The organism is Streptomyces sp. NPDC032161 (assembly GCF_040636995.1).
Taxonomy (GTDB): Bacteria; Actinomycetota; Actinomycetes; order Streptomycetales; family Streptomycetaceae; genus Streptomyces.
In genome coordinates this window covers 1-25,897 of the sequence record NZ_JBEZVN010000037.1, presented here as the reverse complement: position 1 = coordinate 25,897, position 25,897 = coordinate 1, and the positions used below count along the sequence as shown (strand labels likewise).

Genomic DNA, 25,897 nt, shown 5'->3' with positions numbered 1-25,897 from the left:
GGGGCTCACACGTCCACATTCACGCCCCCGGGATAGGCCTGTTGGTCGTGCGGTTGCATCGTCACTGTCTTCCACGCGCTGGTCGAGCCGATATTCAGGCAGGAGTCGAACGGGTAGAGATAGGTGTAGACGGGTCCGTAGCGGCCGTCCCACCTGTACCCGTCGTCGGACTCGGCGTACCAGTAGAAGAAGTGCGCATTGTTGGGCGCGATGAGAACCCGTTCATAAGGCTTGATGCGCCACCAGCCCATGGTCCGAAAGTTCCCGTACTGCCCGCATGTCTGCGGGTCCCAGTACATTCCGACCACCTGGATCGTCGACGAATGACTGTTGCGGAAGTACGGCATGATCACGCTCCCCGCTGTCGAGACGTCTCTATGTGCTCGCGCCACCGTTCTGCGAGAGTGGTCCGCGGCACTTCTTCCGCCGGCACCACGGGAGGCAGCTGCTCCGCCATATCATCGGTGTCACCGGCCACCGGACCCTCGTTCTCACGGACCGTCGAGTTGAGCCCGCTCCGGACATCCTCCTCTGGTGCCTCCTGGAGCAGTTCGACAGCTGGCTCGAAGCTCCGGAGCGGTGCCGGGACACCCTTCGGTTGATCGTTGGACATAACGGAACACCCCATCGTTTTCTGCCGACGATGACATTCCCGGGGAATGTCGGGGCCGGGAGCAATTGACCGCTGAATGGTCATTCCTGGAGTAGGGTCTTGGAACGCTCGACGGGTGATTACAGTTGGTGAATCACGCAACCGCCCAAGTTCTACCGGCCTGGACGTCAGGCACTGATCGGTACGGGATCCGGCTGCGGCACCCACGCATGCGTCTCCTGGCTCGCCTGTTGAGGCTAACCCAGGATGAACGGCGGTCCGGCGTCCACGGTCACGACTGGGGCCTTGCCGGACTGGCTGCAGAGGAAGGGCGTTCCGGTGGTGTTGGCGCATGCATTCCAGAGATAGATCCACACCTCGTAGGTGTCTCCCTGATGCATGTCGAACAGGACGGGGAAGAGGCGCTGCCCCGGGAAAGGCCCACCTGACATGCCGGTGATGTCGGCCATCGCGATGTTCACGGATTCCCCGGTGCCGGGGGACATGCCGACTCGGTTCCAGAGCGTGGCCTTCGTATCCACGATCGTGGTCCCGCCGCTGCCATAGACGATGGACCCGGCCCCGCCCGTCGTCGTCAGATTCGGATGGGTCTGCAGGTCGAAGAACGAATGCTCGTAGCTCCCCTGCGGGGTCACCGCCACCGAAACGTCCGCGGTAGCCGTGATGAAGAAGCTGAGGCCCGCGCCGGAGAACTCGTCGCCCCCGAGAAGAGACATGTGTCCGTCGACCCCTGACAGGGGAAGCCCGAGTCCGGTCTGCCAACTGTGGTCATACGGGGCTGCCACCACCTGGGTTCCGGGGTGGATGTCCAGCCTGAGCGGGGTGAGTTCGGGCCGAAGACGGTTGGTGAGGCCGTCGAGCAGGTCCCTCTTGAACTCCTCTATCGTCTCGCCGTCACCAAGCGTCGCGGAAGCGCCCGATTCGAGGTCGGTGGGATACCGGTGATGAGTGCGCATCTCTGTGATGAGGGCATTCCCGAATTCCGCCAGGGATTGCTCAAACTTCCTCAGTGAGGTGCCGCGAACGACATCATCGGAGGTGGCCCGGCTGATCGGCCGGGAGATCTTGCGAGTGGGAGGGGCCAGCGTCATGGTGTCACCTCGTTTTCCTGTCGCCATTGACGAGAGAGCCTCACATCGCTGCTCGCGCAGAAGGTGTTCTCGGATGCTCCCGAGATTCCCGGACATCCGACCGCAGCGAGGTGGTCGAACCGCCTGGTCAGATGGTGGCTGCAGACAGAAGGTCCCGGATCGGCCTCGGTTGAGAAGATCCACATCGGGCCGATAGTGGATTTACCGCAGGGGCCAAGACATTTCGCTGCGCCGTCTTCCCGGTGTCACCCAAGGCGTAATGGATCTCCTCACTCCAGGGTGCATCCATCTTTCGGAAGTTTCCACTCGCCGATCCACTTCCATCGGGAGGACTCTCGCCACCGCGACATCGTCGAAATCCGCCTCAGGTGGCCATCGGGGCGGCGATTCCGACTTCGCGGGGGCGAGCGGTGCTTGTGACCGGGGTCCGGCGCGTGGTGCGGGAGGCCGTGATCGGCGTCAGTTCGCTCGTATGCATGAGGTGTTGAGGTCCGAGCGTTGTGGTGTGAGACTTCTCCCGGTCCGGGGACGCGCGGGCGAGCGGTTGTTTGCGGGTGGTGTGCTGTGCGCGGGGCAGCGGCGATCCGTTGCTCGGGGCGGCTTCCCATGCCGTGACCACCGGCAGGAGGGACGGCATCATACGGTCCGGGCCGTCGCCACCATGCGCAACCACGTCCTCGGCGCATGAGCGAGGAGCACCGTGGCCCGGCATCGGGACGCCACCGCTCTCGCTCACGGAAGACGTAGGTGTGCGACATCGGACGAAGGAGGTCGGGCTCGGATGAAGCCAGGCAGGATTTCAGCGACCGCGACGGCCGTGGCGGCCACGATCGCGCTGGCGATCGGGGGTGCGGCGCCTCCCGCGATGGCCTCGGCCTGGACACGGACGGGGGACCACTACCGTTGGACCGGGTTCAACGCGTTGGAACGCGGGCAGGGCGTGGCGACGGACGGGACGTACTTCTACTACGCCGGACCCGGCGGAATGGTGAAGGCCACCGTCGCGAACGACTCGGAAGTCGCGTCGTCGATGTTCCCGATTCCGTCGGCGATGAGCCAGACGTACGGCAGCGATCACATCGGTGACGTGGAGTACCACGACGGCTATGTGATCGCGCCGATCGAGGACGGCGGCAGTGACTACCGACATCCGCTGCTGGCGCTGTACAACGCGAGTGACCTGAGCTACACGGGCCGCTACGTGCAGCTGCCGCTCGCACAGATGCCGGGTGGTGTGCCGTGGGTCGCGGTGGACGCCGCCGCCGGGCTGGTCTACACCGCACCCTGGACCCAGGACGCCGCACAGGGGACGAACAAACTGGTCGTATACAGCCTGAACGATCTACTGACCCTTCCGGCAGGCTCCACGCTCCCGGTGGTGAATACCGTGACGTTGTCGCAGCCCCTGAGCAGGATCCAGGGTGCCGCGATGTGGCAGGGCAAGCTCTACGCGTCCGTGGACGACTCGGCCAAGTCGGTCTACTCGATCGACGCGGCCTCCGGACAGGTCTCCCACGCGTTCGATCAGGACGTCGAATCCGGGGACGAGGTCGAGGGGATCGCCGCCTGGGACTTCGGTTCGGCAGGTCAGCTGCACATCGTGCACGTGGGTTCGGGCTGGAATTCGATCTTCCTCTACCTCCAGCACTATTCCCGGACCGGGTGACCCGTCGGGGCATCAGGAACCCATGCGTGACCAACCGGTGTGCTGCCGGTCCGGTATGCCCATGAAGGTCAGCGCTCGGACGAGCCGACGGCGTACTCAGCACCGCCGCCATCCGTGAGTCCGAAGGGCTCTGAGAAGGATCCCGCCGAGGCCGGACACGACGCTGATGTGAGCCAGCCCGGTGAGTTGATCGGCCTCATGGTCGATACGGACGTCCTCGATGTTCACACCCGTGCGACCGATGTCCGTGGCACGGCCATGTCGACCTGCCCACGCTGCAGCGCCATTCCTGGCGGACGGTGTCGAGGGGGCCTCGTTCTGCTCGACGATGCCGCCGGGCGACTGCCACAGGGCGCCGCCTTTGGCGGGGTGAACGATTGGCTGCTGCGCGAGTTCTGCCTACCTCGTGAGCAGCGCGGCCGAGAGCTCCGGGTCCTTCTCCTTGCCCCGGCTCACCGTCCCTTGCTCGCCGCGCTGCCGAGAGCGGAGAGTCAGCCGAGTCTCTGGCGGCGGCGTTCGCCTCGCCGAAGCGCGGTTGCGCCAGCGACGACTTGACGCGTGAGCTGTACACCGACGCCGTGCGCGCCCGCCGCAGCGCCTGACCTCAGACGCATGAAACCGCCCCCTGTCCGGTCAAAAGCCGGGCAGGGGACGGGATGAGCGAAGCCTCACATACGCGGGGGCCAGAGGCCGAGTCGGACGATGGGCCGTTTCCATCCGGGAACATCTCGGTGTGCGCGGGGACCAGGCTTCTTGACCAGGGATGTTGCCGGACTGGGTGATTCGAAGTACAGCCCTCAGTGGTGAACCAGGAGTTCGCGGACCAGGCGGGCCACGTTCGCGCACGCTGAGATCGCTGCCAGGACCACACTCCAACCGCGCAGGCCATGAGGTCCTGCCTCACGAGCGGAGGTACGGTGTTTGGACACGATGCATCACCTTTCTGCGTGTGATCGTCGGGTGCCCGCCGGTCCCAGAAGAAGCTGCCCAAGGCCGACTTGAACTGGCGGGCTTCTCTATGCCCATTCATAGAAACAGGTCTCGGTCACGACTCCCCGATATCAGGTACAGCAGGATGCTGAAACAGCAGGAAGCTGTGGGGGTGTTCGCATGCAGTGCTTACGGGACCTGCTGCTCCGTTGACACTGCATCGCCCGAACACCCGGCCGGCGGCGACGACGGCTGAGCCCGTACGTACGACACCGCCCTCTGCTCCGGCCGAAGCCGAGCAGAGGGCGGGACAGCGAGGGTGGCCTTCCCGACGTCTCACGCAAGGTGATCCGACTCGGGGTGGCCCAGTACTGCAACGGTGCTTGCCGTGACGGGTGAGCAGGTTGGTGATCGGTGTGTTGTGGGTGGGGATCTCAGTGACGTCAGGTCGTGGGCAGGTGCGTTGAGTGTGGTGCGCGAGCCCGCAGCAGGCGGGCAGCACTGCCCAGGGCGACGGCGGTCTCGGCCCGGACCAGCAGGCGTTGCTGGAGCCAGCCGGCGCTGAAGGTGACCGCCGTGGCCACGGCCAGGGCCGCCACCAGTGGTCAGCGTTCCGGAGTCGGAGCCGAGCAGCGTTCGGTCGACGAAGACCCGGGTGAGCGCGGGCACCGCGATGCCGACGAGGGCGACGAGGGCGACGAGGACGTCGAGCAGCACCGTCTGCGCGACCACTGAGCCCAGGTTGAGCCAGTGTTCCCGCAACCCGGGTGCGGCGGAACCGAGTTCCGCGCTGGAGAAGGTGACCAGCTCCTCGAACCATCCACAGGCCGACCGCGCGCCGAACTCGCCCTGTTGCTGCCCGCCCGCACCTGCCCTTGCCCGTCCGTCCACGCCCGTTCCGCACCCCGGCCGCCCGGCGCCACATGCGAGTTCTACCGTTCCGGCCGCTGGTACGGGCCCGGCCGCCGCGGCCGGTGCCGCCGCCCCGGCCGATTCCGCCGTGACCGTCCGGCAATACGCCGGGGACGAAGGACACCGTGCCCGCAGGCCGGCCCCGACCCGCGTCATCTGCGGCTGCGGCGGTCGAAGGGAAAGACGCCGACGTCTCGCTACATCCAGTTCCGCCGGGCGGCCTGCCATGCCAACTGCATCCGTGTGGTGGCGCCCACGAGGGCCATCATCGACTGGACGCGCCGCTGCCCGGTCCGTCTGCTGAGCCGCATCTGACCGGCTATGGCCTTGTCCGTGACACCTGCGACGAGGAGCGACAGCAACTGACGGTCGGTCGCCGACAGTTCGTGGTTGTTGGGCGAGCCGTCCGTGCCGCTGACCGTTCCGGTCTCGCTCACATGGAGCGGCACCGCGTCCTCCCAGTAGCGTTCGAACAGGGCGACCAGCGCTTCCAGCAGACTGCTGCCACGGACCAGGGCCGTGGTGGGTTCCTCGGTGCTGCCGCTCGGCCCGCCGGGGACCAGGGGACAGATGGCGATGGCCCGGTCGGCGATCGCCAGCCGCAGCAGAAGGCGCGGGACCGCGCGGGCCGTCTCTCCCGCCCGCATGCCCCGCACCACGTTGCCGACGGCTCCGGGGTGGCGGCGGTCGCGAGCCGGAGGTCCAGGTCGAGGGCCTCCACATCGGCCCGCGGGCGCAGGGCGGTCCGTTCGACGGCCCAGGCGCGCGAGAGGATCTGTTTGGACAGGGGCGGCCGGTCGTAGGGCAGGTGGCGTTCTCGGCCGACCAGGGTGAGCGAGCCGTCGAAGCCTTCCCGGCGCAGGGTCTCGGCGGCCGACAGACCGGCCGCCGAGGCACCGACGACGACGATCCGGCGCAGTGGGGCGGCGGTCACGCCCGGACCAGGCGGATCGCCGCGGCCGGGCAGACGGCAGCCGACTCCCTGACGTCGTCGTGGTGGGCGGGGTCGGGGGTTTCGGTGAGCAGTTCGACGATGCCGTCGTCGTCCTGGTCGAAGACATCGGGGGCCAGCAGGACGCACTGGCCGGAGGCGACACACTTGGGCTGGTCGACTTCCACACGCATGGGCTTCTCGTTTCCGCTCGGGGGACAGTGACAGGTCACCAGGTGACGGGCAGTGCATAGACGCCGTAGACGAAGCCGTCGTGCTTGAAGTCCAGTCGGTCGATGCCGGTGGCCAACCGGAGAGTGGGGACGCGCTTGTAGAGGGTGCTGTAGACGCACTGCAACTCGACGCGGGCCAGCGGCTGGCCCAGGCACTGGTGCACACCGAACCCGAAGGCGACGTGGCGGCGGGCGTCGCGGGTGACGTCGAGGCGGTCCGGGTCGGGGAAGGCGTCGGGGTCGCGGTTGGCGATGTCGTTGGCGAAGATGATGCCCTCGCCCGCGCGGATGGTGAGGCCGTCCACCTCGATGTCCTCCAGCGCCACCCGGCGGCGTCCGGAGTGGGTGATGTTCAGGTAGCGCAGCAGTTCCTCGACCGCGGCAGAGGTCACCGCGGGGTCCTCCGACTCGCGCAGCAGGGCGAGCTGGTCCGGGTTCTCCAGAAGGGCGAGGGTGCCCAGCGCGATCATGTTGGCAGTCGTCTCGTGCCCCGCGCCCAGTAGCAGGACGCCCATTCGCGCGGCCTCGCGCTGTGTCATCTCGCCGGTGGCCACACGTTTGACGGCGAGTTCGGACAGCAGGTCGTCGCCGGGCGTCACGCGTTTGGCGGCCAGGAGGTCGTCGAGGTAGTCGGTGAGTGCCTCGGTCGCCTCCCGCACCTCCTCGGGGGTCGATGTGCGACGGACGATGACTTTGGTACGGCGCTGGAAGAAGTCGTGCTTCTCGTACGGGACGCCCAGCAGTTCGCAGATGACCAGGCTGGGGACGGGCAGTGCGAACGCCTCGACCAGGTCGATGGGCCTGGGTCCGGCGAGCATCTCGTCGATCAGATCGTCGACGATCTTCTGGACCGCCGGCCGCAGCGCGTTCATCCGCTTGACCGCGAAGGGAGCGGTCACCATGCGGCGCAGCCGGGCGTGCTCGGGGTCGTCCATGTTGAGGAACGTGGGGTTCTGCCGGTCCCGCTCCCTCATCCCGGCGTTGCGATGCGGGAAACCCGGCAGCGTGGGGTCGGAACTGACGCGCGGATCGCCGAGCAGTGTGCGCAAGTGATCGTGCCGGGTGATCAGCCAGGGGCTGCTGCCGTCCCAGATCCGCACCCGGGCGGCGGGGCTGTCCGTCTGGAGCGTCCGCAGCGCGGGCGGGGGGTCGAACGGGCAGCCGGCCGCCCGGGGGCTGGGGTGCTCGGGCAGTTCGACCGTGGTGTCCGCGGTCTCGGTCATACGGCGCCTCCGTGGGGAAGAGGGATCACGCGGCCACTTTCCTAACAGCGTTAGTAGCCTCATACAACTAAATCGCGGAGGGTGACCGGCCGTTGCGCTCTATTTGGCCACCACCAGATCGAGGAGGTCGTCCACCATTCCCTCGATCCGCTCCCGGTCCGCCGCGAACGGCACCGCCACCGCCATCGCGGCCAGGCCGTGCACCGACGCCCACAGCAGGGCGGTCACCCGCTCGGGGTCGGTCGTTCCCCCGCGCTCGCCGTGGCAGGCCGCCACCGCGTCGGCCCACACGGCATGCACCGTCCACAACGGATGCGATGCCGCCTCGTCCCGCGACACCTCGATCCGCTCGATCCCGAACAGCAGCCGGTACATCCGGGGGTTGTCCAGCGCGAAACCGCAGTACCGCTGCGCCAGTGCCCGCAGGGCGGCATGTGCCCCGGCCTCCCGCTCGCCAGTCCATGCTTCCCGCAACTCGGCGGCCAGCCGCGCGTACGCCCGCTGCGTCACCGTCGCCACCAACTCCGCACGGTCCTTGAAGTGCAGATAGACGCTGGGCGCCGAGATCCCGACCTCCCGCGCCACCGCACGCAGCGACAGATCCCGCTCCCGGCCCGACTCCGTCAGCATCCGCGCCGCGGCCCGGACGATCTCCTCCTTCAGCGCGGCACCCTCGCCCCACCGGCTCTGCGTACGACGTGTGAATCCCTCATCCATCCCGAACTCCTCCTGATCTCGTGGCCGTTCACCCGCCAAGTGTGACCGGAACCGACCGGCACCCATCACACACCGCAACCACCCACCGGACAGGGGCGACCGGGCCTTCCGCGAACCGGGCCGGGTACGGGAGCGGGACGGACGAAGCGGCCTCCGGCCCCGCCGGGGTACGGACGGGCGGTCCTGCGCTCCGCCCCCCGCGTGTGCCGTGCGACGAGGCAAGCCCGGCGAGGATCTGACTGCGAACGTGCTCGCCCTGACAAGTCCTGCCGGGCGATGAGTTCCGACCCGTCCTCGGGCCGGACCCCTCACCGCGTGCTACTCCTCGCAGGCCGCTTGGCCTGCCGGGTGGAAGTTGACGCGTTCCCTTACGACGGGGAAGCCGACCTTGGCGAAGTTCGCGGCCATAGGGAAGTTGCCCTGATCCGTCGCTCCGCTGACGAACTCCGCGCCCTCCTCGACGAGGAAGTGGGCGCACTCGACGAGGAGGTCGTAGGCGTAGCCGTGACCGCGCTGTTCCGGGACGACTCCGATGAAACCGATGGTCGGACCGGAGGGGTTGCGGGCCGGGATGTGGATGCCGACCAGGTCGCCTTCCGGCGTGTACGCGGTCTGCCACCACTCCCGTGGGGAGGGGCACCAGTGGAAGAAGTCGAGCTCCTCCTGGGCGGCCTGGTCGAGGCCGCCCTCCTCGATGGCCCTGAGCGCGTGGGTATCCAGGGTGACGGAGTGGATCTGGCGCAACGCGCCGAAGAACACGGCGTCGTCGGGTTCGGCACTGAAGCGCAGGTGTCCGGGTCGCTCGGGCAGGCCTCGGTCCGGGGTCCAGCGGTACAGGAAGCGTTCTACCAGGGGTTCGTACCCGGCGGCTCGTGCGGCGGCGAAGCGTGCATCGGCGGCGGCGCGCAGGTCGGGCTTGTCCTGCCAGCCGCCTGGCAGGTTGATCTCGAGTTCGACCTGCCAGGGAGCGGAGCGCAGGAGCTCGGCCCCCGCCTCCTCCTCGCCCTCGGCCACGTCGAACCAGTTGATGTTGACGGGCGTCGAGTCGTCGGGGCCGCCCCACCACGCGCCACGTGCGACGAGCTCGCCGTCGCGCAGGGCGACACGCATCCAGTCGGTGCGGAACCGGGTACGCCGATGGCCTTCACGGGCGCCCAGCGGGTCGGGCAGTGTGTCGAAGAGACGGGCGTCGCTCGCGGAGAGCGCGCGGATGACCAGATCGGTCATGGATTCCTCCGGGATACAGGCTGCTTGGAGCGCTCCCGGTCAAGACTCACGAACCACGCCGGGACAGCGGAAAAGGGGAGCGCTGGAAAGGTGTGAACCGCACGGCACTCGCCTCCTTCCGTCCATCTCAGGGCGTGGGGTCACACGGTAGGTGATCTGCCAAGGGTCCGTCCACGGATTTCCGTGGCACCTGGAAGGAGGGCCGGTCTGCGGAGGATGGTTCCTGGCTGGTGTGCGAGGGCGAGTGAACGCACACTTCCCCGCGGGGGCGACATCCCGGCCCCGCGATGTGCAGCCACGAGTGTGCGTCGTACGGGCCCCGGGTGCGGGCAGGCCCGTTGAGCCCCGTCCGACGGGGGCGCGCAAGGTCGAGCCGCGGGTCCCGAAACAGGGGCGAAGCCCCGGCACCACCACCCCGACGAGGGACCCGGACGCTCGTGGGGCGGCCTGATCTGCCAGATCCGTCTCACCTGTGAGGGCGGCTGCCGCCCCGTGGCCCTTCTGCTCACGCCGGGCCAGGCGCCTTCGTCGGGCCGCAGACAGCGAGCAGGCCGTGGCCACCCCCGGTGGAAGCCCGGACCTCCCGGCAGGGGTCGGCTGACCCGAGTGGCCCGGGCACCGGGCTCTGGCGATCTCGCAGAGAAAGCAGTTGTCCTCCGCACGGTTTCCGCGAACGATCCGAGTGTGACCACGTTGTTCCTGACAGTCGGCCTGCCAGGGGCCGGAAAGACCACGAAGGCTCGGCAGCTGGCCAAGGAGCACAGCGCGCTGCGCCTGACCCCCGATGAGTGGATGATTCCGCTGTTCGGCGAGCCGGAGGCGGAGGGGAAGCGCGATGTGCTGGAAGGCCGACTGCTCCGGCTTGCTCTGGAGACGCTGAGGCTCGGAACGAACGTGGTCCTGGATTTCGGATGCTGGTCTCGCGATGAGCGGTCCGCGATCCGCTGGTTGGCGGCTTCTGTGGGTGCGTCCTGTCACCTCGTGTATGTGCAGGTGGACCATGACACCCAACGCGATCGGATCGCCCATCGCCAGTCCACCGCCCCGGACCAGACCTTCCCGATGGGCGAGGCGGACCTCTTGAACTGGAGGGCGCTGTTCCAGGAACCCGACGCCGCGGAACTCGCAGGGCGGGAGATCGGTGCTCCGCCTCCGGGGTGGCCAGGGTGGCTGGAGTGGGCCGCCGATCGATGGCCATCGTTCATGTGATCGGTCAGCTGTGCCGTGGACAGCATGAGCCGCGGCGGGATCAGTCTCCACTGGCCCCCGGCCAATTCCAGCTCGACCTGCTGCCCCAGAAGGAAGCCGACGTCGACCTGGGTACGCCCACCATCAGGAGCGAGGGCTCTTGAACGCTGACGCCGCATCCGCGCAAGGGCCTTGGGGCGGGCGAGCAGGACAGCCGCCGCGTTGCCGAGGGCCGTCACCCTCGTGCCGTAGCCACCCTGGAACACCACCCGCGCCGTGGACAACGACTGTCCCGACGCGGCCGGCGGCACCATGTCCGACGCGGGTCCTCACCGCCCCTCCGAGGAGCAGCAACACGACGGACAGCCCGATCACCGGGCGTAGTCCGGGCCATCGGTTCCGGCGCGTGGTGTGGCTTGGCGGCCGGGTCTTCTGATCGAAGTGAAGCAGCGAGATACCCACGGTATGGCGATGTGAAGCGTCCCCGGTGCGGCGGGGTGGTGCTCGGTAGCGCGGGTGGCGTTGCGGGAACGGCCGGTCCGATCCGATTGACTCCCCGCCGTCAAACGGTTCGGCTGTTCGTGCCAGCGTGCGCCCGTCAGATGGCGGGTGGGGTGCGCAGCGCGAGGATGGCCAGGTCGTCGTGGCCGTCGCTGGGGTGGCGGTCGGCGAGGAAATGCACGAAGTCGTCGAGCGGCAGGCGGACATGGTCGGCGGCGAGTTCGGCGAGTTGGGCCAGGCCGTGGTCGATGGGGTGGCGGGGGTGTTCGACGAGCCCGTCGGTGAAGAAGACCACGGTGGCCCCGGCGGGCACGGGGTGGGTGTGGTCGGGACGGTGCTGGTCGGTGTTGACCGCGAGCGGCAGGCCCGGCTCGGCATGGAGATACTCCGTGTGCCCGTCGGGGCTGATCAGGAGCGGGGGAAGGTGGCCGGCCGTGCTCCAGTGCAGCCTCCAGCCGTCTTCTGCGGGCTCGATACGGGCCAGGCAGGCGGTGGTGACGGGCAGGTCGGTGATGTCGTGCAGGGTGCGGTCGAGCTGGGTGAGGACAGAACTGGGCGGGGTGAGGCGGTCGTAGAGCAGGGCCCGCAGCATGCTGCGGGCCTGGGCCATGGAGGCGGCTGCGCGCAGGTCGTGGCCGACGGCGTCGCCGATCACGACGGCGCACGTGTTGTCGGGCAGCCACAGGGCGTCGTACCAGTCCCCGCCGAGATGGCCGGGACTGGGAGCTGGGCGGTAGATGGCGGCACCGGTGAAGGGGCGCAGGTCGGGCAGGGTGGGCAGCAGAAGGCGCTGGAAGTGTTCGGCGCTGGTGCGGACCTGCTCGAACAGGCTGACGTTCTCGATGGCGATGCCGGCGGCGCCGGCCAGGGCGACGACGATGTCCTCGTCGTTGTGGTCGAAGGGCTGCCCGTCACGGCGTTCGGACAGGTAGAGGTCGCCGTAGATGGTGCCGCGGACGCTGATGGCGACGCCCAGGAGGGTGCGCATGTGCGGGTGGCCGGGCGGGAACCCGGCCGAGGCGGGATGGGCACGGATGTCATCGACGCGCAGGGGCTCGGGGTGGTGGATCAGATGTCCGAGAACACCGCGGCCACGGGGGAACTCGATCCCGGCCAGGCCGTCGCGCTCGGACCCCGACAGGCCCGCCGTGATCAACTGCTCCAGTTGCTCGCCGGACTCGTCCAGTACGCCCAGCGCGCCGTAGCGGGCGCCGACCAGGTCCTTGGCGTTGGTCACGATGCGGTGCAGGACCGCGGGCAGATCCGTCTCCTGGCTGATCGCCAGCACCGCGTTCAGCAGCCCCTGCAGCCGGTCCTTGGCGGCGGCCAGGTCCCGCAGCTGCGCGGCGATCTGGTCCAGCTGGCGATCCAGCCGCAGCCTCAGGTCAATGTGCGGCTGCTCGGGTTCTTCCTGGCTGCCCGCCATCATGACCGCCCGGCCACTGCATCCGCACCGCGGTCACGCATCGACTCACACAGCCACTCACGCCAGCGATACACGCCCGGCCTCCTGACCCCACTGTGATCGGACAACACCACAGCGTGACACGACGAGGCGGTCCACCCCGGCCATTACTCCCGCGGCAGCATGCCACCCCCAGTCGGCACCCTCCGGTGCGGTGGGGCGGGGAAGGCCCACCCGCCCCACCGACGGTGGCGTCTTCAGGCTCGGGTGATCTCGATAGCCTCCGGCGCCTCGTCCACCTCGTGCTGGCACCGCTTCTCGCTGCCCCAGTCAGCGGCTCTGCCCTGGGGAAGCGGCTTCATGCAGGCCGGCGGTTCAACGGCGGCATTTTCTGCTATTCGGGCATGGACTGCCGCGCGGTGTCGTGGAGCGGGCGGCAGTCCTGGAAGGCCTCGGTGAACGCGTCTGTCGGCGCGTTTGCATCAAGTGGCCATCTCTGCCAGGGCTCCCTGGGTCCTGGCAGAGGGCGATGCCCCTGAAGAGGGGCGAACAGGGCGATCTGTCGGTCGGTGGGTGTGAGGTTCTTCGGGATCGTGGCGTCTTTTCGGTTCAGGGGCGTGGGTCCAGGACGCGGGCGAGCGAGTCGAGGGATGTGAGGGGGTCGGGGCCGGTGGGGGTGAGGACGACGCTGGTCGCGCCGGCTGTGTGGCGGGCCTTGATCGCTTCGCGTGCCTGGGCGGGGGTTCCGGCGATGCTCAGTCGGCGGACCCAGTCGACGGGCATGGTCTGTGCGAATGTCCGGGCGTCGGTGCAGGCGGCGCGGTGTTCGCGCAACTGTGCGGCGAAGGGAAGGGGGTTGATGTGTGCGGCCCAGGCCGGCTCGCCGATGGCGGTCAGGCCGTCGCGGACGCGGGCGAGAGCGGTGTCCTCGTCGTCGTCGACGGCGGCGGCGTCGTAGGTGACGACTTCGGGGCTGCTCGTGTGAGGGGTGCCGTTCATGTGCTGCAGCGAGGAGGAGATGTAGGCGGGGGCCGCGGGCTCGGCCAGGAGGAGCCCGTCGGCCACCTCGCCTGCGGCCGCCTGCGATTTGGGACCGCGTACGCCGAGGATGACCGGGGGGACGATGTCGGGGGTTTCGGTGAGGACGACGCCCTCGCAGCGCACGTAGCGGCCGTCGGCAGGGCCGGGCTCACCGCGTATGAGCAGGCGCAGCGCAGTCGTGTATTCCCTGATCAGGGTCAGGGGACTGGCGGGCCGGGCTCCGGCCTGGCGCATCCAGTCGGCCATGCCGTGTCCGATGCCGGCGATCAGCCGGCCGGGGTAGAGCTGGGCGAGGGTGGCCAGTTCCATCGCGGCGAAGCACACGTTGCGGGCACCGGCGGGCATGATGCCGATGCCGACGGTGATGCGGGTGGTGCTGGCGAGGACGGGGCCGGCTTGTGCGAGTCCGCCGCGCCAGCCGAGGTCTTCGACCACCCATATCTGGTCGAATCCCAGTTCTTCTGCTCGCCGGGCGAACGGCAGTATGTCCTGGACGGGTAGGTCGCGGGGGAGCATTACGCCAATGCGGCCGGAGGTGGGGTTGCGGTCTGATTCGGGCATGGCGGGTTCCTTGTGCAGAGTGGCGGGCTTGTCCTTCACCCGGTCCGGCAGCCGGCCGGGGCGAGCGGGGCACGGTGCCAGGGCGGTGGCGCCCGGGCGTTCAGTGGCTGTGCGCCGTCCCGTGCGGGCGGGTCGGTTCCGGCACGCAGGATAGTCGCAGTCGCAGTCGCAGTCGCAGTCGCGGTCGCGGAGAGCGGGGCGGCAGCGGGAAGGCGTGGTCGAGCGCCATGAGGCGGGTCATCCGGCCGCTGTGGGCGGGGCCGGAGGGCGTGCCGAGACAGCCGAGTTCGGCGGCGAGGGGGACGTTGGTGCCTGCGGCGAGGGGCAGGCGTGGCCGGCTCGCCGACAGCCGAATGCAGCCCCCACGTCCGGGCCGCCCACTGCGGGTGCTTTGCCATTGATCCGACGCAGGCACGAAAGGTGCGTCACAGCCAGCCCGCCTTCCTCGTCACCTCGGCGGCGACCTCACCGATCGGGCGCGTGGTGGCGTCGACGGTGAAGTCGTCGACCACTGCTCGTTCGAGGATCCCGGCCAGTTCGCCGGCCCTGGCCAGGTGCCATCGCAATACCTCGGGCTCTCCATCGTGGCGCCGCGTAAGGCGCTGGTGGATGACGGGCAGTTCGGCCTGGAGGCGGCACACCGAAAGCTCGATACCGATCGCATCGCCGCACAGCTTCCGGTCCTCCTGATTCTCGATCACACCCGCGAGGACCAGCCGATCTGCTCCTGCAGCGAGGTAGTTACCCGCGACGCCGCGTAGGTTTCGCAGCATCATGCCGAAGTTGAAGCGGTCTTCCGACGGCGTCGGCCAGGACTGCCTCAGCCAGTCGAGGTCGATGACGGCGTTGGGTATGCCCGCATGGGTGAGAAGGTCGCCCACGCTTTCGGCCACCGATGTCTTGCCGACGCCGACAGTGCCGTTGATCAGGAGGGCACGCGGCTCGGGAGAACGTTCTGCATGCATGCGTGAGACTCTACGACCCACCGTCCACGAGCCCCTCCTCCATTTCGTCTCGGCGAGCGCGGGCAGGGTCCACACATGGCGGAGCCATGTGACGGTCTGGGCGAGCGCGGCGGCGGGGGACTGCTCGTCCACGCGCCCCATCGCACCGGCTGTCCCCGACCCCATCAATCCGGCTGTCCCGGAAATGGCAACAGAATTTGCTCGTGGCGCAGTGCTGGAGCACCTTGGGGGCCGGAGGTGATCGCAGTGATCAAGACGACGGTGAATACGCGCGGCGGAGGCGCGGCGCCGACTGGTGACCAGGTCTACGACGTGGCGGTGATCGGTGCCGGAGCAGCCGGCCTGAGTGCCGCGCTGCTGCTGGGACGGGCCCGTCGCAGGGTGGTGGTGATCGATTCCGGTGAACCACGTAACGCGCCTGCCGCGCACATGCACGGCTTCCTGTCCCGTGACGGCCTGCCCCCGGCCACCCTGCTCGACCTGGGGCGGGCCGAGATCGCCCACTACGGGGTCGACGTCATCCGGGGCCAGGTGGAACATGCCGAGCCCGGCTACGGCGTGCGCCTGGAGGGCGGACCCGTGCTCAGGGCCCGCCGTCTCCTGGTCGCCACCGGGCTGCGCGACGAACTGCCCGACATCCCCGGTGTCCGGGAGCGCTGGGGCAAGGACCTTCTGCACTGCCCGTACTGCCATGGCTACGAGGTCCGTGACCAGCCCCTCGCCGTTCTCGGCACACACCCGGGGGCCGTGCACCAGGCCCTGCTTCTGCGCCAGTGGAGCGAGGACATCGTCTTCCTCACGCACGCTCTCGAACTCTCCGAGCAGGAGCGGGAACAGCTGGAGGCGTTCGGCGTGAGCGTCGTGGAGGGCCAGGCCGTGCGGCTCGTCGTCGACGACGACCGCCTGCGCGGCATCGAGCTCACCGACGGCCGGGTGATCTCCCGGACCGCGGTCTTCCTCTTCCCCCGGCCCGCCCCGCGCGACGACCTTCTGGCGCTGCTCGGCTGCGCCAAGGACGACCAGGGCTGGGTCGTGACGGACCGCACCGGCCGCACCAGCGTGCCCGGGGTATGGGCCGCCGGGAACGTCGTCGACCCGCGCGCACAGGTCATCGCCGCCGCCGGCATGGGCTCCACCGCTGCGTTCGCCATCAACACCGACCTGCTCCACGAGGACGTGGAGCATGCCACAGCGCGCCACCGCGCCACGGCTGCCCAGACCTGATCGCTGCGCCGGCCACGGGGGAGTCGTCGTGGCAGCCCGCGTTGCCCTGCGAGAGATCGGGGCGGCCGAGCAGGCCCGGCCCCGGGGCGCTCGGTGATCTGCGCGGTCGGATCGCCCCTGGCGTCGGGGTACTCGCTCACGAACACATCGACAAGGAGAGTCTCACCATGGCAGCAAAGCGCGGTGGTCCCGTGGACAGCGTCACCGAGCAGACGTTTCCCGTCCGCGTACTGCAAGCGAAGCGGCCCGTCCTGATCCAGTTCTGGGCCCCCTGGTGCGGGCCGTGCATCAGGGTCACCCCCATCATCGAGGAGCTGGCCGCCGAGCGTGCGGGCGTCCTGGACGTCGTCAAGATCAACGTCGACGAGGAGCCCGGACTGGCGGACCGGCACACAGTCTCCTCGATCCCCGCTTTCGTGGTCTACGCCGACGGCGCCCCCGCGAAGGCATGGACAGGGGCCGCGCCCAAACCCATTCTGGAACGACACCTGGGCCCCTTCCTCCGCTGAGCTCCGGCGGGCATCACGGATTCCGCGCGCCGGAACACGTCATGCCCGCCGTGCGCACCTCTGGCCAAGCCCCGTCCAGCAGGCCATGGCGCAGGCGGAGCGTCGGCAACCGACGACAATGCCGCAGATGGGCGTGCCGGACCCCGCTCACCTCGGCCGACATCCGACCTCTGGTTTCGTGCGCCTCGATCCGCCGGACAGACCCCAGCCACCTCCTCCCGGATCGGAGTACCTCATGCACCACCACGTTCACCGCCACACCCAGGAGCACGCCCACGACATCGACTGGGACGCCCTCTGCTCCCATCTGGAACGCGAGGCCGAACTGCACACCCCCGCGCTCACCCAGGCCACGGACTGGCTGCGCGATCTGCTGGCCGGCGCCGACCCGAGGCGTGTACTCGATGTCGGCAGTGGACCGGGCATAGTCACCGGCCTGCTCGCCGACGCCTTCCCGGACGCCGAGGTCGTCGCCGTCGACCAGTCGCCTGCCCTGCTGGAGCACGCCCGCGCACGCTCGTCCGGCCGTATCGCCACCCAACAGGCCGACCTCCCGGACGAGTTCGGAAAGCTCGGCATGGCCGATCTGACCTGGTCCGCCAACGCCGTCCACCATCTCGGCGACCAGCAGGCGGCATTGACCGCGCTCGCCGCCTCCCTGCGCCCCGGCGGGCTGCTCGCCGTGGCCGAACGCGGCCTGCCCGTACGTTTCCTCCCTCGTGACATCGGTCTGGGCCGCCCGGGACTCCAAGCCCGCCTGGACGCCGGCAACGAGGAAGGCTTCGCCACCATGCGTGCCGAACTCCCAGGCTCCGTGGACGAGATCGAGGACTGGCCCGCCATGCTGGCCCAGGCCGGACTCGTCCCCACCGGCACGCGCACCTTTCTCACCGATCTGCCGGCGCCACTCGGACTCCCGGCCCGCGAGTACCTGCACACCCGTCTCGCCCGGCAGCGCGATCAGTTCGGCGAGCACCTGGACGACCAGGACCGCGCGGCCCTGGATACCCTCCTGGACGCCGACGCCCCCACCGGCATCCTCTGGCGCCCCGACGCCTTCTACCTCACCGCCACCACCGTCCACACCGCCCGCTCCCGCACCGCCTAGTGCCGCTCCCGGCAACGTTTGCCCCGTCGCGCCGCCGGCACTTCCCCGAGCTCTCAGCTTCGTTCGAGCAGGGGAGACCCCATTGCTCGCGGCGTTGGCCACAAGCCCACGTAGCCCTTCCCCGAGCTCTCAGCTTCGTTCGAGCAGGGGAGACCCCATTCGGGGGCTTCCGGCCGCCTTGCGATCGCACGCACCGGACGACGCTCCTTCCGGGCAAACCTTGCCGGTCACGGCACTGGAAAATCACTGAACACCGTTCAGGTTCTGGCCTCGCCCGTTCCGGCGCGAGGCCAGACCGCTGTGTGTTCAGAGAGAACGGGGTGAGTGGTCGGCCCGGCCAGATCCGGGAGACGGGAGACCTGGCGGGAGCCGAACCCCGCGTGCACGGCCAGCCGCCGGGACATCCTGTTCCGGGCTCGATGTCCGCGGACCCGTGGCCGTCGAGAATCGGGCGGAGGAGCCGAGCACGCCATCTCAGGCCCTGACAGAGACAGCCGTCCTGCAGCGTCTGCATGCGTTGGGCTCCGACCGGTACAGGAGCCGCGAGCCGCGCTGCGATCCGCGGCGGAAGGCCGCCTGCGGTCCCGGCCCGCGCGACATCGCGTTCGGGGGTGCACGCTCCGGCGCTTCCTCACGGCACCGCGTGCAGCAGGCATGCCGGCGGGCGTGCCCGCCGGCCCCGCACACGAAGCCGCTCCGGGAGCTCGCCCAGCCGCGCCGCTCGACGATCCGGCCGGACCCACGCCATCGTGATACGTCCGGTGGCCGACACCGGCACGCCGGTCCGGGTAGGGGGCACACTGCGGCCCGGCACCGCCGCAGTGGTGGTGCCGGGCCGGAGGGCGAGTTCGGCCCTCTCATCCGCGCCTGGCCGATGCCCGGCACCGAGGCTGGTTGCAGCGCCCTGACAGGTCGTTTCAGCCCGCGGCCGCTCGGTCGACGGTGCGGGCGGTCCGGACGAAGCCGACGCCCGGCGCCCTTGTGTCACCGCGAATCAGGTCGATGTCACGGTCCAGGTGCCCGAAGGGCGGGACGCCCACGCCGAGGGGAACTGGGGCGGTGGTGAGGGTGAGCTCGTCGAGGATGCCTTCACGAGGGAAGGTCTGGATGATCTGGCCGCCGTCCGCGTACACGTTCTTGGCCCTGGCGGAGACGAGTGGGCTTGGCCCGGACGTGCACGCGTTCTCCTTGGGGGCCGAACAGGTTGAGTACCTCCACGGGGGACTCGCCCGCGGGGCCGAACCAGTGTGGCAGGCGGGTGTCGAACTCGGCCGCCTCGCCCGGCCCCAGGGTCAGGTCGTGGTCGGCCAGGATGAGCCGGACCTGTCCGGACAGGACGTACAGCCACTCGTACCCTTCGTGCGTGACCGGTTTGGGCCGGTTGTGTTCCGCGGGGATGATCGACTTCCAGGCTTGCAGGCGTCCCGGCCGTGTCGACAGGGGAATCGTCGTACGACCGTTGTGGACGCGGGGCTTGCAGCGGACCCGCGGGTCGCCGACCTCCGGTGCCCCGACGAGTTCGTCCAGGGGCACCTGGTGGGCCTGTGCGATGGGCAGCAGCAGCTCCAGGCTCGGCCGGCGCTGCCCCGACTCCAGCCTCGAAAGGGTGCTCTTGGAGATGCCAGTGGCCTCGGCCAACGCCGACAGGGACACGCCGCGCTGCGCGCGGACGCGCCTGAGGCGGGAGCCGACCTGGGCCAGCGTGGCGGCGATCGGTGAGTGTTCGTCCATACCCCCATTCCACCTCGCACGTCCCGGAAATGGCAACAGAAGTTGTCGTTCCAGTGCCAGGCGCGCACGATCACGGCAGGAGGTCTTTCCCGTGATCAAAACGACGAACAACAAGAACAGCACGGCGCAGCACGGCGACACGGACGAGGTCCACGACGTGGTGGTGGTCGGCGCCGGAGCGGCCGGCCTCAGCGCCGCCCTGCTCCTGGGCCGTGCTCGCCGCAAGGTGGCGGTGATCGACGCCGGCGAGCCGCGCAACGCGCCCGCCGCGCACATGCACGGCTTCCTCTCCCGCGACGGCCTGCCCCCGGCTGCCCTGCTCGACCTCGGGCGCGCCGAGGTCGACCGCTACGGTGTCCAGCTCCTCCAAGGCCGGGTGGAACAGATCGACCACGGCTACTACGTCCGCATGGCCGGCGGGGTCGTGCTCAAGGCACGCCGCGTCCTGATCGCGACCGGACTGCGCGACGGACTGCCCGACATCCCCGGCGTCCACGAACGGTGGGGGAGGGACCTGCTGCACTGCCCGTACTGCCACGCCTACGAAGTCCGCGACCAGCCCCTCGCCGTCCTCGGCACCCACCCGGGAGCGGTCCACCAGGCGCTGCTCCTGCGTCAGTGGAGCGACGACGTCGTCTTTCTCCCGCACACCCTGGACCTGAGCGCGCAGGACCGGGAACAACTGGAGGCACGGGGTCTGCACCTGATCGAGGGTGAGATCAAGCAGCTCGTCGTCGACGACGACCGGCTCCGCGGAATCGAACTCGCCGACGGCCGCGTCGTCCCGCGCGCTGCCGCGTTCCTCTTCCCGCGTTTCGTCCCGCAGGACGAACTGCTGGCCCGGCTGGGCTGCGACAAGGACGACGCCGGCTGGGTCGTCACCGACCGCACCGGCCGCACGAGCATCCCGGGTGTCTGGGCCGTCGGCAACGTCGCCGACCCGCGAGCGCAGGTCGTGGCCGCCGCCGGCATGGGGTCCACCGCCGCCTTCGCCATCAACACCGACCTGCTCGACGAGGACGTCGACCGCGCCGTCGAACAGCACCGCCACACGGCCGCCGCCACCCGGTAGCCACCAGCACGGCAACGCCGGACCCCACTCTCCCACCCGTACAAGACAGGAAGACCACGCATGCCCGCACATGCCCCTCGCTCGGTTGACAGCGTCACCGAGCAGACGTTCACCGAGCGCGTTCTCCAGGCGGAGCGACCCGTCCTGGTCCAGTTCTGGGCCACCTGGTGCCACCCGTGCCGGATGGTCACCCCTATCGTGGAGCAGTTGGCCGCCGAACAGTCCGGCCACCTGGACGTCGTCAAGGTCGACCTGGACGAGGAACCCGGGCTGGCCGCCCAACTCGGCATCACCTCTGTTCCCGCCTTCGTCGTCTACACCAGCGGCCGGCCCGCAGGCTCGTGGGTGGGTGCGGCGCCCAAGCACGTCCTGGAGAAGAAGCTCAACTCGATCCTGCGGGCCGGGAGTGATGGCCGGTGAGTTCCGAAACCGAACAGGCCGCACCGCGGTTGCATGCCACACACGGGAGGCTGCCGTTCGGCGTCTATCTGCTCGCCTTCTGCCTGTTCGCGATGGGCAGCGCGGAGTTCCTGGTCGCCGGGGTGCTACCGGCAGTCGCGGACGACCTGCACATCACATTGTCATCCGCCGGTGCCCTGATCTCGGCGTTCGCCATCGGCGTCGTCATAGGCGGGCCTCCGCTGGCCATCCTGACCCTGCACTGGCCACGACGAACCACGCTCATTGCCAGCCAGGCCATCTTCGCCGCATCCGTGGCAGTCGGTCTTCTGACCGACAACTACACGGTGCTGATTGTCACCCGCTTCCTCTGCGGTCTCGCCTACGCCGGATTCTTTGCTGTTTCGACGGTCACCGCGATCAGCCTTGTCACCCCCGACCGCACCGCCCGTGCCTCCGGTGTCGTCGTCAGCGGGCTCAGCCTCGCGATGACTGCGGGTGGACCGGCCGGCGCGCTGATCAGCCACTTCACGGGATGGCGGGGCGGATTCTGGGTAGTGGTCGTCCTCACGGTCCTCGGCGCGCTCTCCGTCCTCTTCGCGCTGCCGGCAACGAGCACGAGCGTGGAACCGAGTGTGCGGCGTGAGCTCAGTGCCGTCAGACGACCGCAGCTGTGGATCGTCTACGCCATCACCATCCTGAGCACCGCTGCCTACATGATCTCGTTCAACTACCTCGCGGCATTCCTGACCGACGTCACTGGCATCCGCGATGTCTGGGTTCCCGTGATATTGGCGCTGTTCGGCGTCGGCGCTTTCATCGGCCTGTCCATCGGAGGCCGGATCGCCGACAGACGGCCCTCGCAGGCTCTGATGACCGGGGCGGTCGGAATCCTGGTCTGTTCCGTCCTGCTGGCGCTCCTCGCCAAGTACGCGCTGGCTGTCGTTCCCCTGGTCCTGCTCCTCGGGATAGCTGGATTCGTGCTCAACCCAGCCATCTACGGACGCGTTTTCACCGTCGCATGGGACGCGCCGACACTCGCCGGGGCCACCTCCACCTCCGCGCTCCAGCTCGGCATCGGCCTCGTCCCCGTACTGGCCGGGACCGCCCTCGGCACCGGTGTCGGTATCACCTCGGTCGTCTGGATCGGTGCCGGCCTGGCCGTGGTCACCATGCCGGTCATCCTTCTCGATCGAGTGATGGCACGTCGCAGCGTGCAGCCGGATCAAGCGCCGGCGTGATGCCGGATCACCGCACAGGAGGGACTGCCGCTGCCTGCGGTGGCGTCAGCACAATCGTCTTGGACTTGGTGGCAGCCAGGCTTTCGACGAGAGGGACGACCGTCAGCCGGCCTCGGCCGCGCTCGCCGCAAGGTGGTGGTGATCGACGTCGGCGAGCCGCGCAACGCGCCCGCCGCGCACATGCACGGCTTCCTCTCCCTCGACGGCCTGCCCCCGGCTGCCCTGCTCGACCTCGGGCGCGCCGAGATCGACCGCTACGGTGCCCAGCTCTCGTCAAACACTTCTGAAACCCGGGCGCGTCCGGCCGTACGACCATCCAGGGCATCGCCCAGCCATCACCGACCACGATGAACAGAAAGTCCCAGACGTGTTCCCTTCCGCCATCACCGACTTCTGGCTGAGCCCGTCCCCGACAGGCCGACTCCTCTACGGCGACGACAATTTCAGGGTCACCGCCGATGCCGCCCTGGAGGAGGACGAACGACTCACCATTCTCACCACGACCGACGGAAGGACACGCGTACTGCTCACCCCGACCATCGCCGCGATCATGGCACTGGAAGAAGGACAGCCGGTCGACGAGGCGGGCTTCAGGCAAGGCCCGGAAGAGTCCGGCATCTCGCTGCACGGGGCCGACAACCTGTTCTACTTCACCGAGAAGGACCGGGAGATGCTGCTCGGCGAACCGGACGCCCCTTCGATCCGCCCGCTCACCGAGGCCGATGCGCCGGCATTCGAGCAGTTCGAGGAAGCCGCGTCGGAACAGGATCTCGACGACGCATCTGTCGAACTGGATCACTGGGCCGTCTACGGCGCGTTCGAAGACGGACGGCTGGTGTGCGTGGCGAGCATGTACCCATGGAACGATGCTCCGCTGGCCGACCTCGGCGTGCTGCCCCTCCCGCCCTACCGCGGCAAGGGCCACGCCCGGCGCCTTGTACGGGCGATCTCCCGGCAGGCCCTCGCACGGAAACACGAACCTCAGTACCGCTGCCAGCTCGACAACCATGCCTCGGTGGCGGTGGCCGAATCTGCCGGCTTGACACGATTCGGCACATGGGATGTCGTCTCGCCGGATTGAAACTCTCCACGACGGCGGCAGGTGGCCGCGGCGAGACCGGCGTGCCCGAATGACTGATCGGCCGTCGGCGGACCGGCGGCACAATGATCAGCTGTTCCGGGGCATCGCCTCCACTGCGGAGACACCGCCCGGCGGAGACACCGCCCGGCGGAGACACCGCCCGGCGGCGAGACCGCCGGGCGCTCACCGGTCGACCGCGGTGGACAAGGTCTGAAGCGCCCGGTCATGACTGATGGTTACGGAATCCCGCCCGGGCGGGTCCTGGCCGGAGCCAACCGCCACGACTCGCCGCTGCTCGCCCCGACCCTGGATCTGCTGGAGGAGCTGGGGCCGCTGTCCGACGGCATCACCGTCCACCTGGACGCTGGCTACGACTCGGGCAAGACCCGGACCGAACTCGCCGAGCGTGGTCTGCACGGCAGCATCGCGCACAAGGGCGAGAAGGCGCCGATCCAAGCCAGCCAACGACGGCACGTCGAGCGCACCCACGCCTGGTAGAACCTTCCACCGGCTCGCCCGCTGCTACGAACGCCGTATGACGGTCATCGATGCCTTCTTCGACCTCGCGGACACGATCAACGCAATCCGCAGCCCATCCGCCGCGCCTGGACGACCCACCGCCGGGACGAGCGACCCAACCCGCCATCCGTGAACACTCGCCCGATGGCGCAACGAGCGTTTCATTGCGCGTCGTCGAGGCCTTCGACGTCGACAGGCTGCGTTCCGTTGAACGTCACGAGGATGCCGTAGGGGTCCGCCAGCCGGAGCCTGCTCTCCGCGAAACGGATTGCCCAGGCCTGGTCGGCCCACACCGTTGCTTCGGGAACTGCCAGTGGCAACTCCGGAAGATCCAGCCAGCCCAGTTCCTCAGTTGTGAGTTCGAAGTGTGGTTCCCGGAGCCGGGTGCGGCAGTACTCCAGAGCTTGGTCGACGAAGAGATCGAAACGGCTCACAACGTCGTGAGCGAATTGGAGGGTGGCCTCGTCTGGCGGAGCGGCTGGCTCGATCACCAGACTCATCCCGGTCTCGACCGCGCCTGCCGACTCCGGGAAGCAGCCGGTCCAGCAGGCCAGCGATGGAGGACTCTCCATCCTTCTCAACACAACCCCAGCGATACGCACGGTCGCGGGCAGCTTTGCGTCAACACCAGGGGGACCTGCCCCCGAGTGGTGGACACCTCTGATCCCGGCCCGGTAGGGGCCGGGTAGGAGGCGTCTTTTATGGTGATGAAGGTCTACTCGCCCGAGTTCAAGGCGGACGCTGTCGCGCTGTACCTGTCGGACCCGAGCCACACCTTCGAGGGCATTGGCAAGGATCTGGGGATCAGTCGCGAGACACTGCGTAACTGGGTGCGGGCCGAACGAGCCCGCCGCGGCGGGGGCAGCACGATGAGCACGAGCACGGAGAAGAACACGGTGGATTCCCCGCCGACGGCCGAGGAGCTCCAGGCCGAGAACGAGGCCCTGCGCCGGGAGCTGGCGGCAGCGCGCAAGGAGATGCACAAGCTCGCCACCGAACGGGACATTCTCCGCAAGGCGACGAAGTTTTTCGCACAAGAGATGACCTGGTGACCAACCGCTTCCAGTTCATCGAGGACCACCACCGCGCCTGGGGCGTGAAGCGGTTGTGTGCCGTGCTGGAGGTTACCCGCTCCAGCTTCTACAAATGGCGGGCCGGCCGCCAGGCCCGTGCCGCCCGCGAGCGGGCCGATGCCGCGCTCGCCGAGCGGATCAGGGCCGTGCACGCCGAGTGGGACGGCACCTACGGCCGCCCCAGGATCACCGCCGAGCTGCGCGGGGACGGTGAGCGCGTGAACCACAAGCGCGTCGGGCGGATCATGCGGAAGTTCGGCATCGCCGGGCTGCGGTTGCGAAAGCGGCAGGTCACCACCGTGCCCGAATCGTCCGCCACCCCGGTGCCGGATCTGCTGGGGCGTGACTTCACCGCGAGCACGCCGAACACCAAGTACGTCGGGGACATCACCTACCTGCCGGTGGGTGACGGCGAGTTCCTGTATCTGGCGACGGTGATCGACTGTTTCTCGCGGCGGCTGGTGGGCTGGTCGATCGCCGACCACATGCGCACCTCCCTGGTCGCCGACGCGCTCCGGGCGGCCGCCCGGGTCCGCGGCAGCCTGGCCGGAGCCATCTTCCACAGCGATCACGGAGCCCAGTACACTACCCGCCAATCCGCTGATATATGCGCCGAGTTGGGTGTCATACGGTCCATGGGCGCGGTCGGCACGAGCGCGGACAACGCACTTGCCGAGTCGTTCAACGCGGCCCTCAAACGCGAGACGCTCCGTGATGCCCGCCGCTTCGACGGGGT

22 protein-coding genes and 5 pseudogenes are annotated in these 25,897 nt (G+C 69.0%); 14 read left to right on the top strand and 13 right to left on the bottom strand.

Annotation, left to right across the window (positions count from 1 at the left end):
- Positions 1 to 5: 5 nt before the first annotated feature.
- Together AB0E67_RS31625 and AB0E67_RS31620 are read right to left on the bottom strand one after the other, a co-directional pair.
- The gene (locus AB0E67_RS31625) at positions 6 to 347 is read right to left on the bottom strand and encodes a hypothetical protein (protein WP_362033205.1); all 342 of its coding nucleotides are present in this window, start codon (positions 345 to 347) and stop codon (positions 6 to 8) included.
- 502 nt (positions 348 to 849) lie between these two features.
- Complete coding sequence (locus AB0E67_RS31620; RefSeq protein ID WP_362033202.1) at positions 850 to 1,704, bottom strand: hypothetical protein; 855 nt, start codon at positions 1,702 to 1,704, stop codon at positions 850 to 852.
- Between the two features lie 781 nt (positions 1,705 to 2,485).
- Between AB0E67_RS31620 and AB0E67_RS31615 the strand changes: the two genes are divergently transcribed.
- Together AB0E67_RS31615 and AB0E67_RS31610 are read left to right on the top strand one after the other, a co-directional pair.
- Positions 2,486 to 3,370, top strand: a complete 885-nt coding sequence (locus AB0E67_RS31615; RefSeq protein ID WP_362033199.1) for a hypothetical protein — start codon at positions 2,486 to 2,488, stop codon at positions 3,368 to 3,370.
- A gap of 1,506 nt (positions 3,371 to 4,876) precedes the next feature.
- Positions 4,877 to 5,035, top strand: a complete 159-nt coding sequence (locus tag AB0E67_RS31610; RefSeq protein WP_362033197.1) for a hypothetical protein — start codon at positions 4,877 to 4,879, stop codon at positions 5,033 to 5,035.
- A 374-nt stretch (positions 5,036 to 5,409) separates the two neighbouring features.
- On the opposite strand, the gene AB0E67_RS31605 is transcribed toward AB0E67_RS31610, so the two are convergent.
- The 6 genes and pseudogenes from AB0E67_RS31605 to AB0E67_RS31580 all read right to left on the bottom strand — a co-directional run bounded on the left by AB0E67_RS31605 (position 5,410) and on the right by AB0E67_RS31580 (position 9,543).
- The gene (locus AB0E67_RS31605; RefSeq protein ID WP_362033194.1) at positions 5,410 to 5,859 is read right to left on the bottom strand and encodes a LuxR C-terminal-related transcriptional regulator; all 450 of its coding nucleotides are present in this window, start codon (positions 5,857 to 5,859) and stop codon (positions 5,410 to 5,412) included.
- A gap of 29 nt (positions 5,860 to 5,888) precedes the next feature.
- A pseudogene (locus AB0E67_RS31600) lies at positions 5,889 to 6,131 on the bottom strand (FAD-dependent oxidoreductase); the annotation flags it as partial.
- An 11-nt stretch (positions 6,132 to 6,142) separates the two neighbouring features.
- Positions 6,143 to 6,337, bottom strand: a complete 195-nt coding sequence (locus AB0E67_RS31595) for a ferredoxin (protein ID WP_362033191.1) — start codon at positions 6,335 to 6,337, stop codon at positions 6,143 to 6,145.
- Positions 6,338 to 6,372: 35 nt separating this feature from the next.
- A complete protein-coding gene (locus tag AB0E67_RS31590; RefSeq protein ID WP_362033188.1) occupies positions 6,373 to 7,599 on the bottom strand; it encodes a cytochrome P450 in 1,227 nt (408 codons plus the stop codon).
- A 99-nt stretch (positions 7,600 to 7,698) separates the two neighbouring features.
- A complete protein-coding gene (locus tag AB0E67_RS31585) occupies positions 7,699 to 8,316 on the bottom strand; it encodes a TetR/AcrR family transcriptional regulator (protein ID WP_362033186.1) in 618 nt (205 codons plus the stop codon).
- Positions 8,317 to 8,634: 318 nt separating this feature from the next.
- Positions 8,635 to 9,543, bottom strand: coding sequence for a GNAT family N-acetyltransferase (locus AB0E67_RS31580; RefSeq protein ID WP_362033185.1), 909 nt, complete (start codon positions 9,541 to 9,543; stop codon positions 8,635 to 8,637).
- Positions 9,544 to 9,898: 355 nt separating this feature from the next.
- Between AB0E67_RS31580 and AB0E67_RS31575 the strand changes: the two are divergent.
- A pseudogene (locus AB0E67_RS31575) lies at positions 9,899 to 10,062 on the top strand (IS5/IS1182 family transposase); the annotation flags it as partial.
- Between the two features lie 165 nt (positions 10,063 to 10,227).
- On the top strand, positions 10,228 to 10,752 hold the full coding sequence (locus tag AB0E67_RS31570; RefSeq protein ID WP_362033254.1) for an ATP-binding protein: 525 nt from the start codon (positions 10,228 to 10,230) through the stop codon (positions 10,750 to 10,752).
- A 577-nt stretch (positions 10,753 to 11,329) separates the two neighbouring features.
- Here the strand turns inward: AB0E67_RS31570 and AB0E67_RS31565 are convergent.
- The 3 genes from AB0E67_RS31565 to AB0E67_RS31555 form a co-directional block, all read right to left on the bottom strand.
- Complete coding sequence (locus AB0E67_RS31565; protein ID WP_362033182.1) at positions 11,330 to 12,661, bottom strand: GAF domain-containing SpoIIE family protein phosphatase; 1,332 nt, start codon at positions 12,659 to 12,661, stop codon at positions 11,330 to 11,332.
- A gap of 585 nt (positions 12,662 to 13,246) precedes the next feature.
- On the bottom strand, positions 13,247 to 14,239 hold the full coding sequence (locus AB0E67_RS31560) for an LLM class flavin-dependent oxidoreductase (protein WP_362033180.1): 993 nt from the start codon (positions 14,237 to 14,239) through the stop codon (positions 13,247 to 13,249).
- A 425-nt stretch (positions 14,240 to 14,664) separates the two neighbouring features.
- Positions 14,665 to 15,336, bottom strand: coding sequence for a hypothetical protein (locus AB0E67_RS31555; protein WP_362033177.1), 672 nt, complete (start codon positions 15,334 to 15,336; stop codon positions 14,665 to 14,667).
- 117 nt (positions 15,337 to 15,453) lie between these two features.
- Between AB0E67_RS31555 and AB0E67_RS31550 the strand changes: the two genes are divergently transcribed.
- The 3 genes from AB0E67_RS31550 (at position 15,454) to AB0E67_RS31540 (ending at position 18,045) form a co-directional block, all read left to right on the top strand.
- Positions 15,454 to 16,428: an NAD(P)/FAD-dependent oxidoreductase gene (locus AB0E67_RS31550; protein WP_362033252.1), complete on the top strand. Its 975-nt coding sequence runs from the start codon at positions 15,454 to 15,456 to the stop codon at positions 16,426 to 16,428.
- Positions 16,429 to 16,595: 167 nt separating this feature from the next.
- The gene (locus AB0E67_RS31545; RefSeq protein ID WP_362033175.1) at positions 16,596 to 16,937 is read left to right on the top strand and encodes a thioredoxin domain-containing protein; all 342 of its coding nucleotides are present in this window, start codon (positions 16,596 to 16,598) and stop codon (positions 16,935 to 16,937) included.
- A 235-nt stretch (positions 16,938 to 17,172) separates the two neighbouring features.
- Positions 17,173 to 18,045: a class I SAM-dependent methyltransferase gene (locus AB0E67_RS31540; protein WP_362033172.1), complete on the top strand. Its 873-nt coding sequence runs from the start codon at positions 17,173 to 17,175 to the stop codon at positions 18,043 to 18,045.
- A gap of 1,089 nt (positions 18,046 to 19,134) precedes the next feature.
- Here the strand turns inward: AB0E67_RS31540 and AB0E67_RS31535 are convergent.
- On the bottom strand, positions 19,135 to 19,776 hold the full coding sequence (locus AB0E67_RS31535; protein WP_362033169.1) for an XRE family transcriptional regulator: 642 nt from the start codon (positions 19,774 to 19,776) through the stop codon (positions 19,135 to 19,137).
- 94 nt (positions 19,777 to 19,870) lie between these two features.
- On the opposite strand from AB0E67_RS31535, the gene AB0E67_RS31530 reads away from it, so the two are divergent.
- The 6 genes and pseudogenes from AB0E67_RS31530 to AB0E67_RS31505 form a co-directional block, all read left to right on the top strand.
- Positions 19,871 to 20,848: an NAD(P)/FAD-dependent oxidoreductase gene (locus tag AB0E67_RS31530; RefSeq protein ID WP_362033249.1), complete on the top strand. Its 978-nt coding sequence runs from the start codon at positions 19,871 to 19,873 to the stop codon at positions 20,846 to 20,848.
- Positions 20,849 to 20,884: 36 nt separating this feature from the next.
- A pseudogene (gene trxA / locus AB0E67_RS31525) lies at positions 20,885 to 21,268 on the top strand (thioredoxin); the annotation flags it as partial.
- A complete protein-coding gene (locus tag AB0E67_RS31520; protein WP_362033166.1) occupies positions 21,265 to 22,488 on the top strand; it encodes a Cmx/CmrA family chloramphenicol efflux MFS transporter in 1,224 nt (407 codons plus the stop codon). The pseudogene trxA and the gene AB0E67_RS31520, both read left to right, overlap by 4 nt.
- Before the next feature lie 111 nt (positions 22,489 to 22,599).
- A pseudogene (locus AB0E67_RS31515) lies at positions 22,600 to 22,758 on the top strand (thioredoxin reductase); the annotation flags it as partial.
- A gap of 97 nt (positions 22,759 to 22,855) precedes the next feature.
- The gene (locus tag AB0E67_RS31510) at positions 22,856 to 23,569 is read left to right on the top strand and encodes a GNAT family N-acetyltransferase (RefSeq protein ID WP_362033163.1); all 714 of its coding nucleotides are present in this window, start codon (positions 22,856 to 22,858) and stop codon (positions 23,567 to 23,569) included.
- 156 nt (positions 23,570 to 23,725) lie between these two features.
- Positions 23,726 to 24,205, top strand: a pseudogene (locus AB0E67_RS31505) (transposase); the annotation flags it as partial.
- A 44-nt stretch (positions 24,206 to 24,249) separates the two neighbouring features.
- On the opposite strand, the gene AB0E67_RS31500 reads toward AB0E67_RS31505, so the two are convergent.
- Positions 24,250 to 24,690: a hypothetical protein gene (locus AB0E67_RS31500; protein WP_362033161.1), complete on the bottom strand. Its 441-nt coding sequence runs from the start codon at positions 24,688 to 24,690 to the stop codon at positions 24,250 to 24,252.
- Between the two features lie 99 nt (positions 24,691 to 24,789).
- Between AB0E67_RS31500 and AB0E67_RS31495 the strand changes: the two genes are divergently transcribed.
- Positions 24,790 to 25,897, top strand: a protein-coding gene (locus AB0E67_RS31495) for an IS3 family transposase (protein WP_362033159.1) whose coding sequence is annotated in 2 segments (ribosomal slippage) — positions 24,790 to 25,114 and positions 25,114 to 25,897 — 1,109 coding nt annotated over the 2 segments. Because the reading frame shifts where the segments join, the coding sequence is not laid out codon by codon here. This gene is flagged as partial in the annotation.

What these genes read in the sequence shown, in the direction of transcription:
- AB0E67_RS31540 (WP_362033172.1), top strand. Translation starts at nt 17,173, where the DNA reads ATGCACCACCACGTTCACCGCCACACCCAGGAGCACGCCCACGACATC.
- AB0E67_RS31615 (WP_362033199.1), top strand. Translation starts at nt 2,486, where the DNA reads ATGAAGCCAGGCAGGATTTCAGCGACCGCGACGGCCGTGGCGGCCACG.
- AB0E67_RS31625 (WP_362033205.1), bottom strand. Translation starts at nt 347, where the DNA reads ATGCCGTACTTCCGCAACAGTCATTCGTCGACGATCCAGGTGGTCGGA.
- AB0E67_RS31560 (WP_362033180.1), bottom strand. Translation starts at nt 14,239, where the DNA reads ATGCCCGAATCAGACCGCAACCCCACCTCCGGCCGCATTGGCGTAATG.
- AB0E67_RS31595 (WP_362033191.1), bottom strand. Translation starts at nt 6,337, where the DNA reads ATGCGTGTGGAAGTCGACCAGCCCAAGTGTGTCGCCTCCGGCCAGTGC.
- AB0E67_RS31620 (WP_362033202.1), bottom strand. Translation starts at nt 1,704, where the DNA reads ATGACGCTGGCCCCTCCCACTCGCAAGATCTCCCGGCCGATCAGCCGG.
- AB0E67_RS31590 (WP_362033188.1), bottom strand. Translation starts at nt 7,599, where the DNA reads ATGACCGAGACCGCGGACACCACGGTCGAACTGCCCGAGCACCCCAGC.
- AB0E67_RS31585 (WP_362033186.1), bottom strand. Translation starts at nt 8,316, where the DNA reads ATGGATGAGGGATTCACACGTCGTACGCAGAGCCGGTGGGGCGAGGGT.
- AB0E67_RS31565 (WP_362033182.1), bottom strand. Translation starts at nt 12,661, where the DNA reads ATGATGGCGGGCAGCCAGGAAGAACCCGAGCAGCCGCACATTGACCTG.
- AB0E67_RS31605 (WP_362033194.1), bottom strand. Translation starts at nt 5,859, where the DNA reads ATGCGGGCGGGAGAGACGGCCCGCGCGGTCCCGCGCCTTCTGCTGCGG.
- AB0E67_RS31580 (WP_362033185.1), bottom strand. Translation starts at nt 9,543, where the DNA reads ATGACCGATCTGGTCATCCGCGCGCTCTCCGCGAGCGACGCCCGTCTC.
- AB0E67_RS31535 (WP_362033169.1), bottom strand. Translation starts at nt 19,776, where the DNA reads ATGGACGAACACTCACCGATCGCCGCCACGCTGGCCCAGGTCGGCTCC.
- AB0E67_RS31545 (WP_362033175.1), top strand. Translation starts at nt 16,596, where the DNA reads ATGGCAGCAAAGCGCGGTGGTCCCGTGGACAGCGTCACCGAGCAGACG.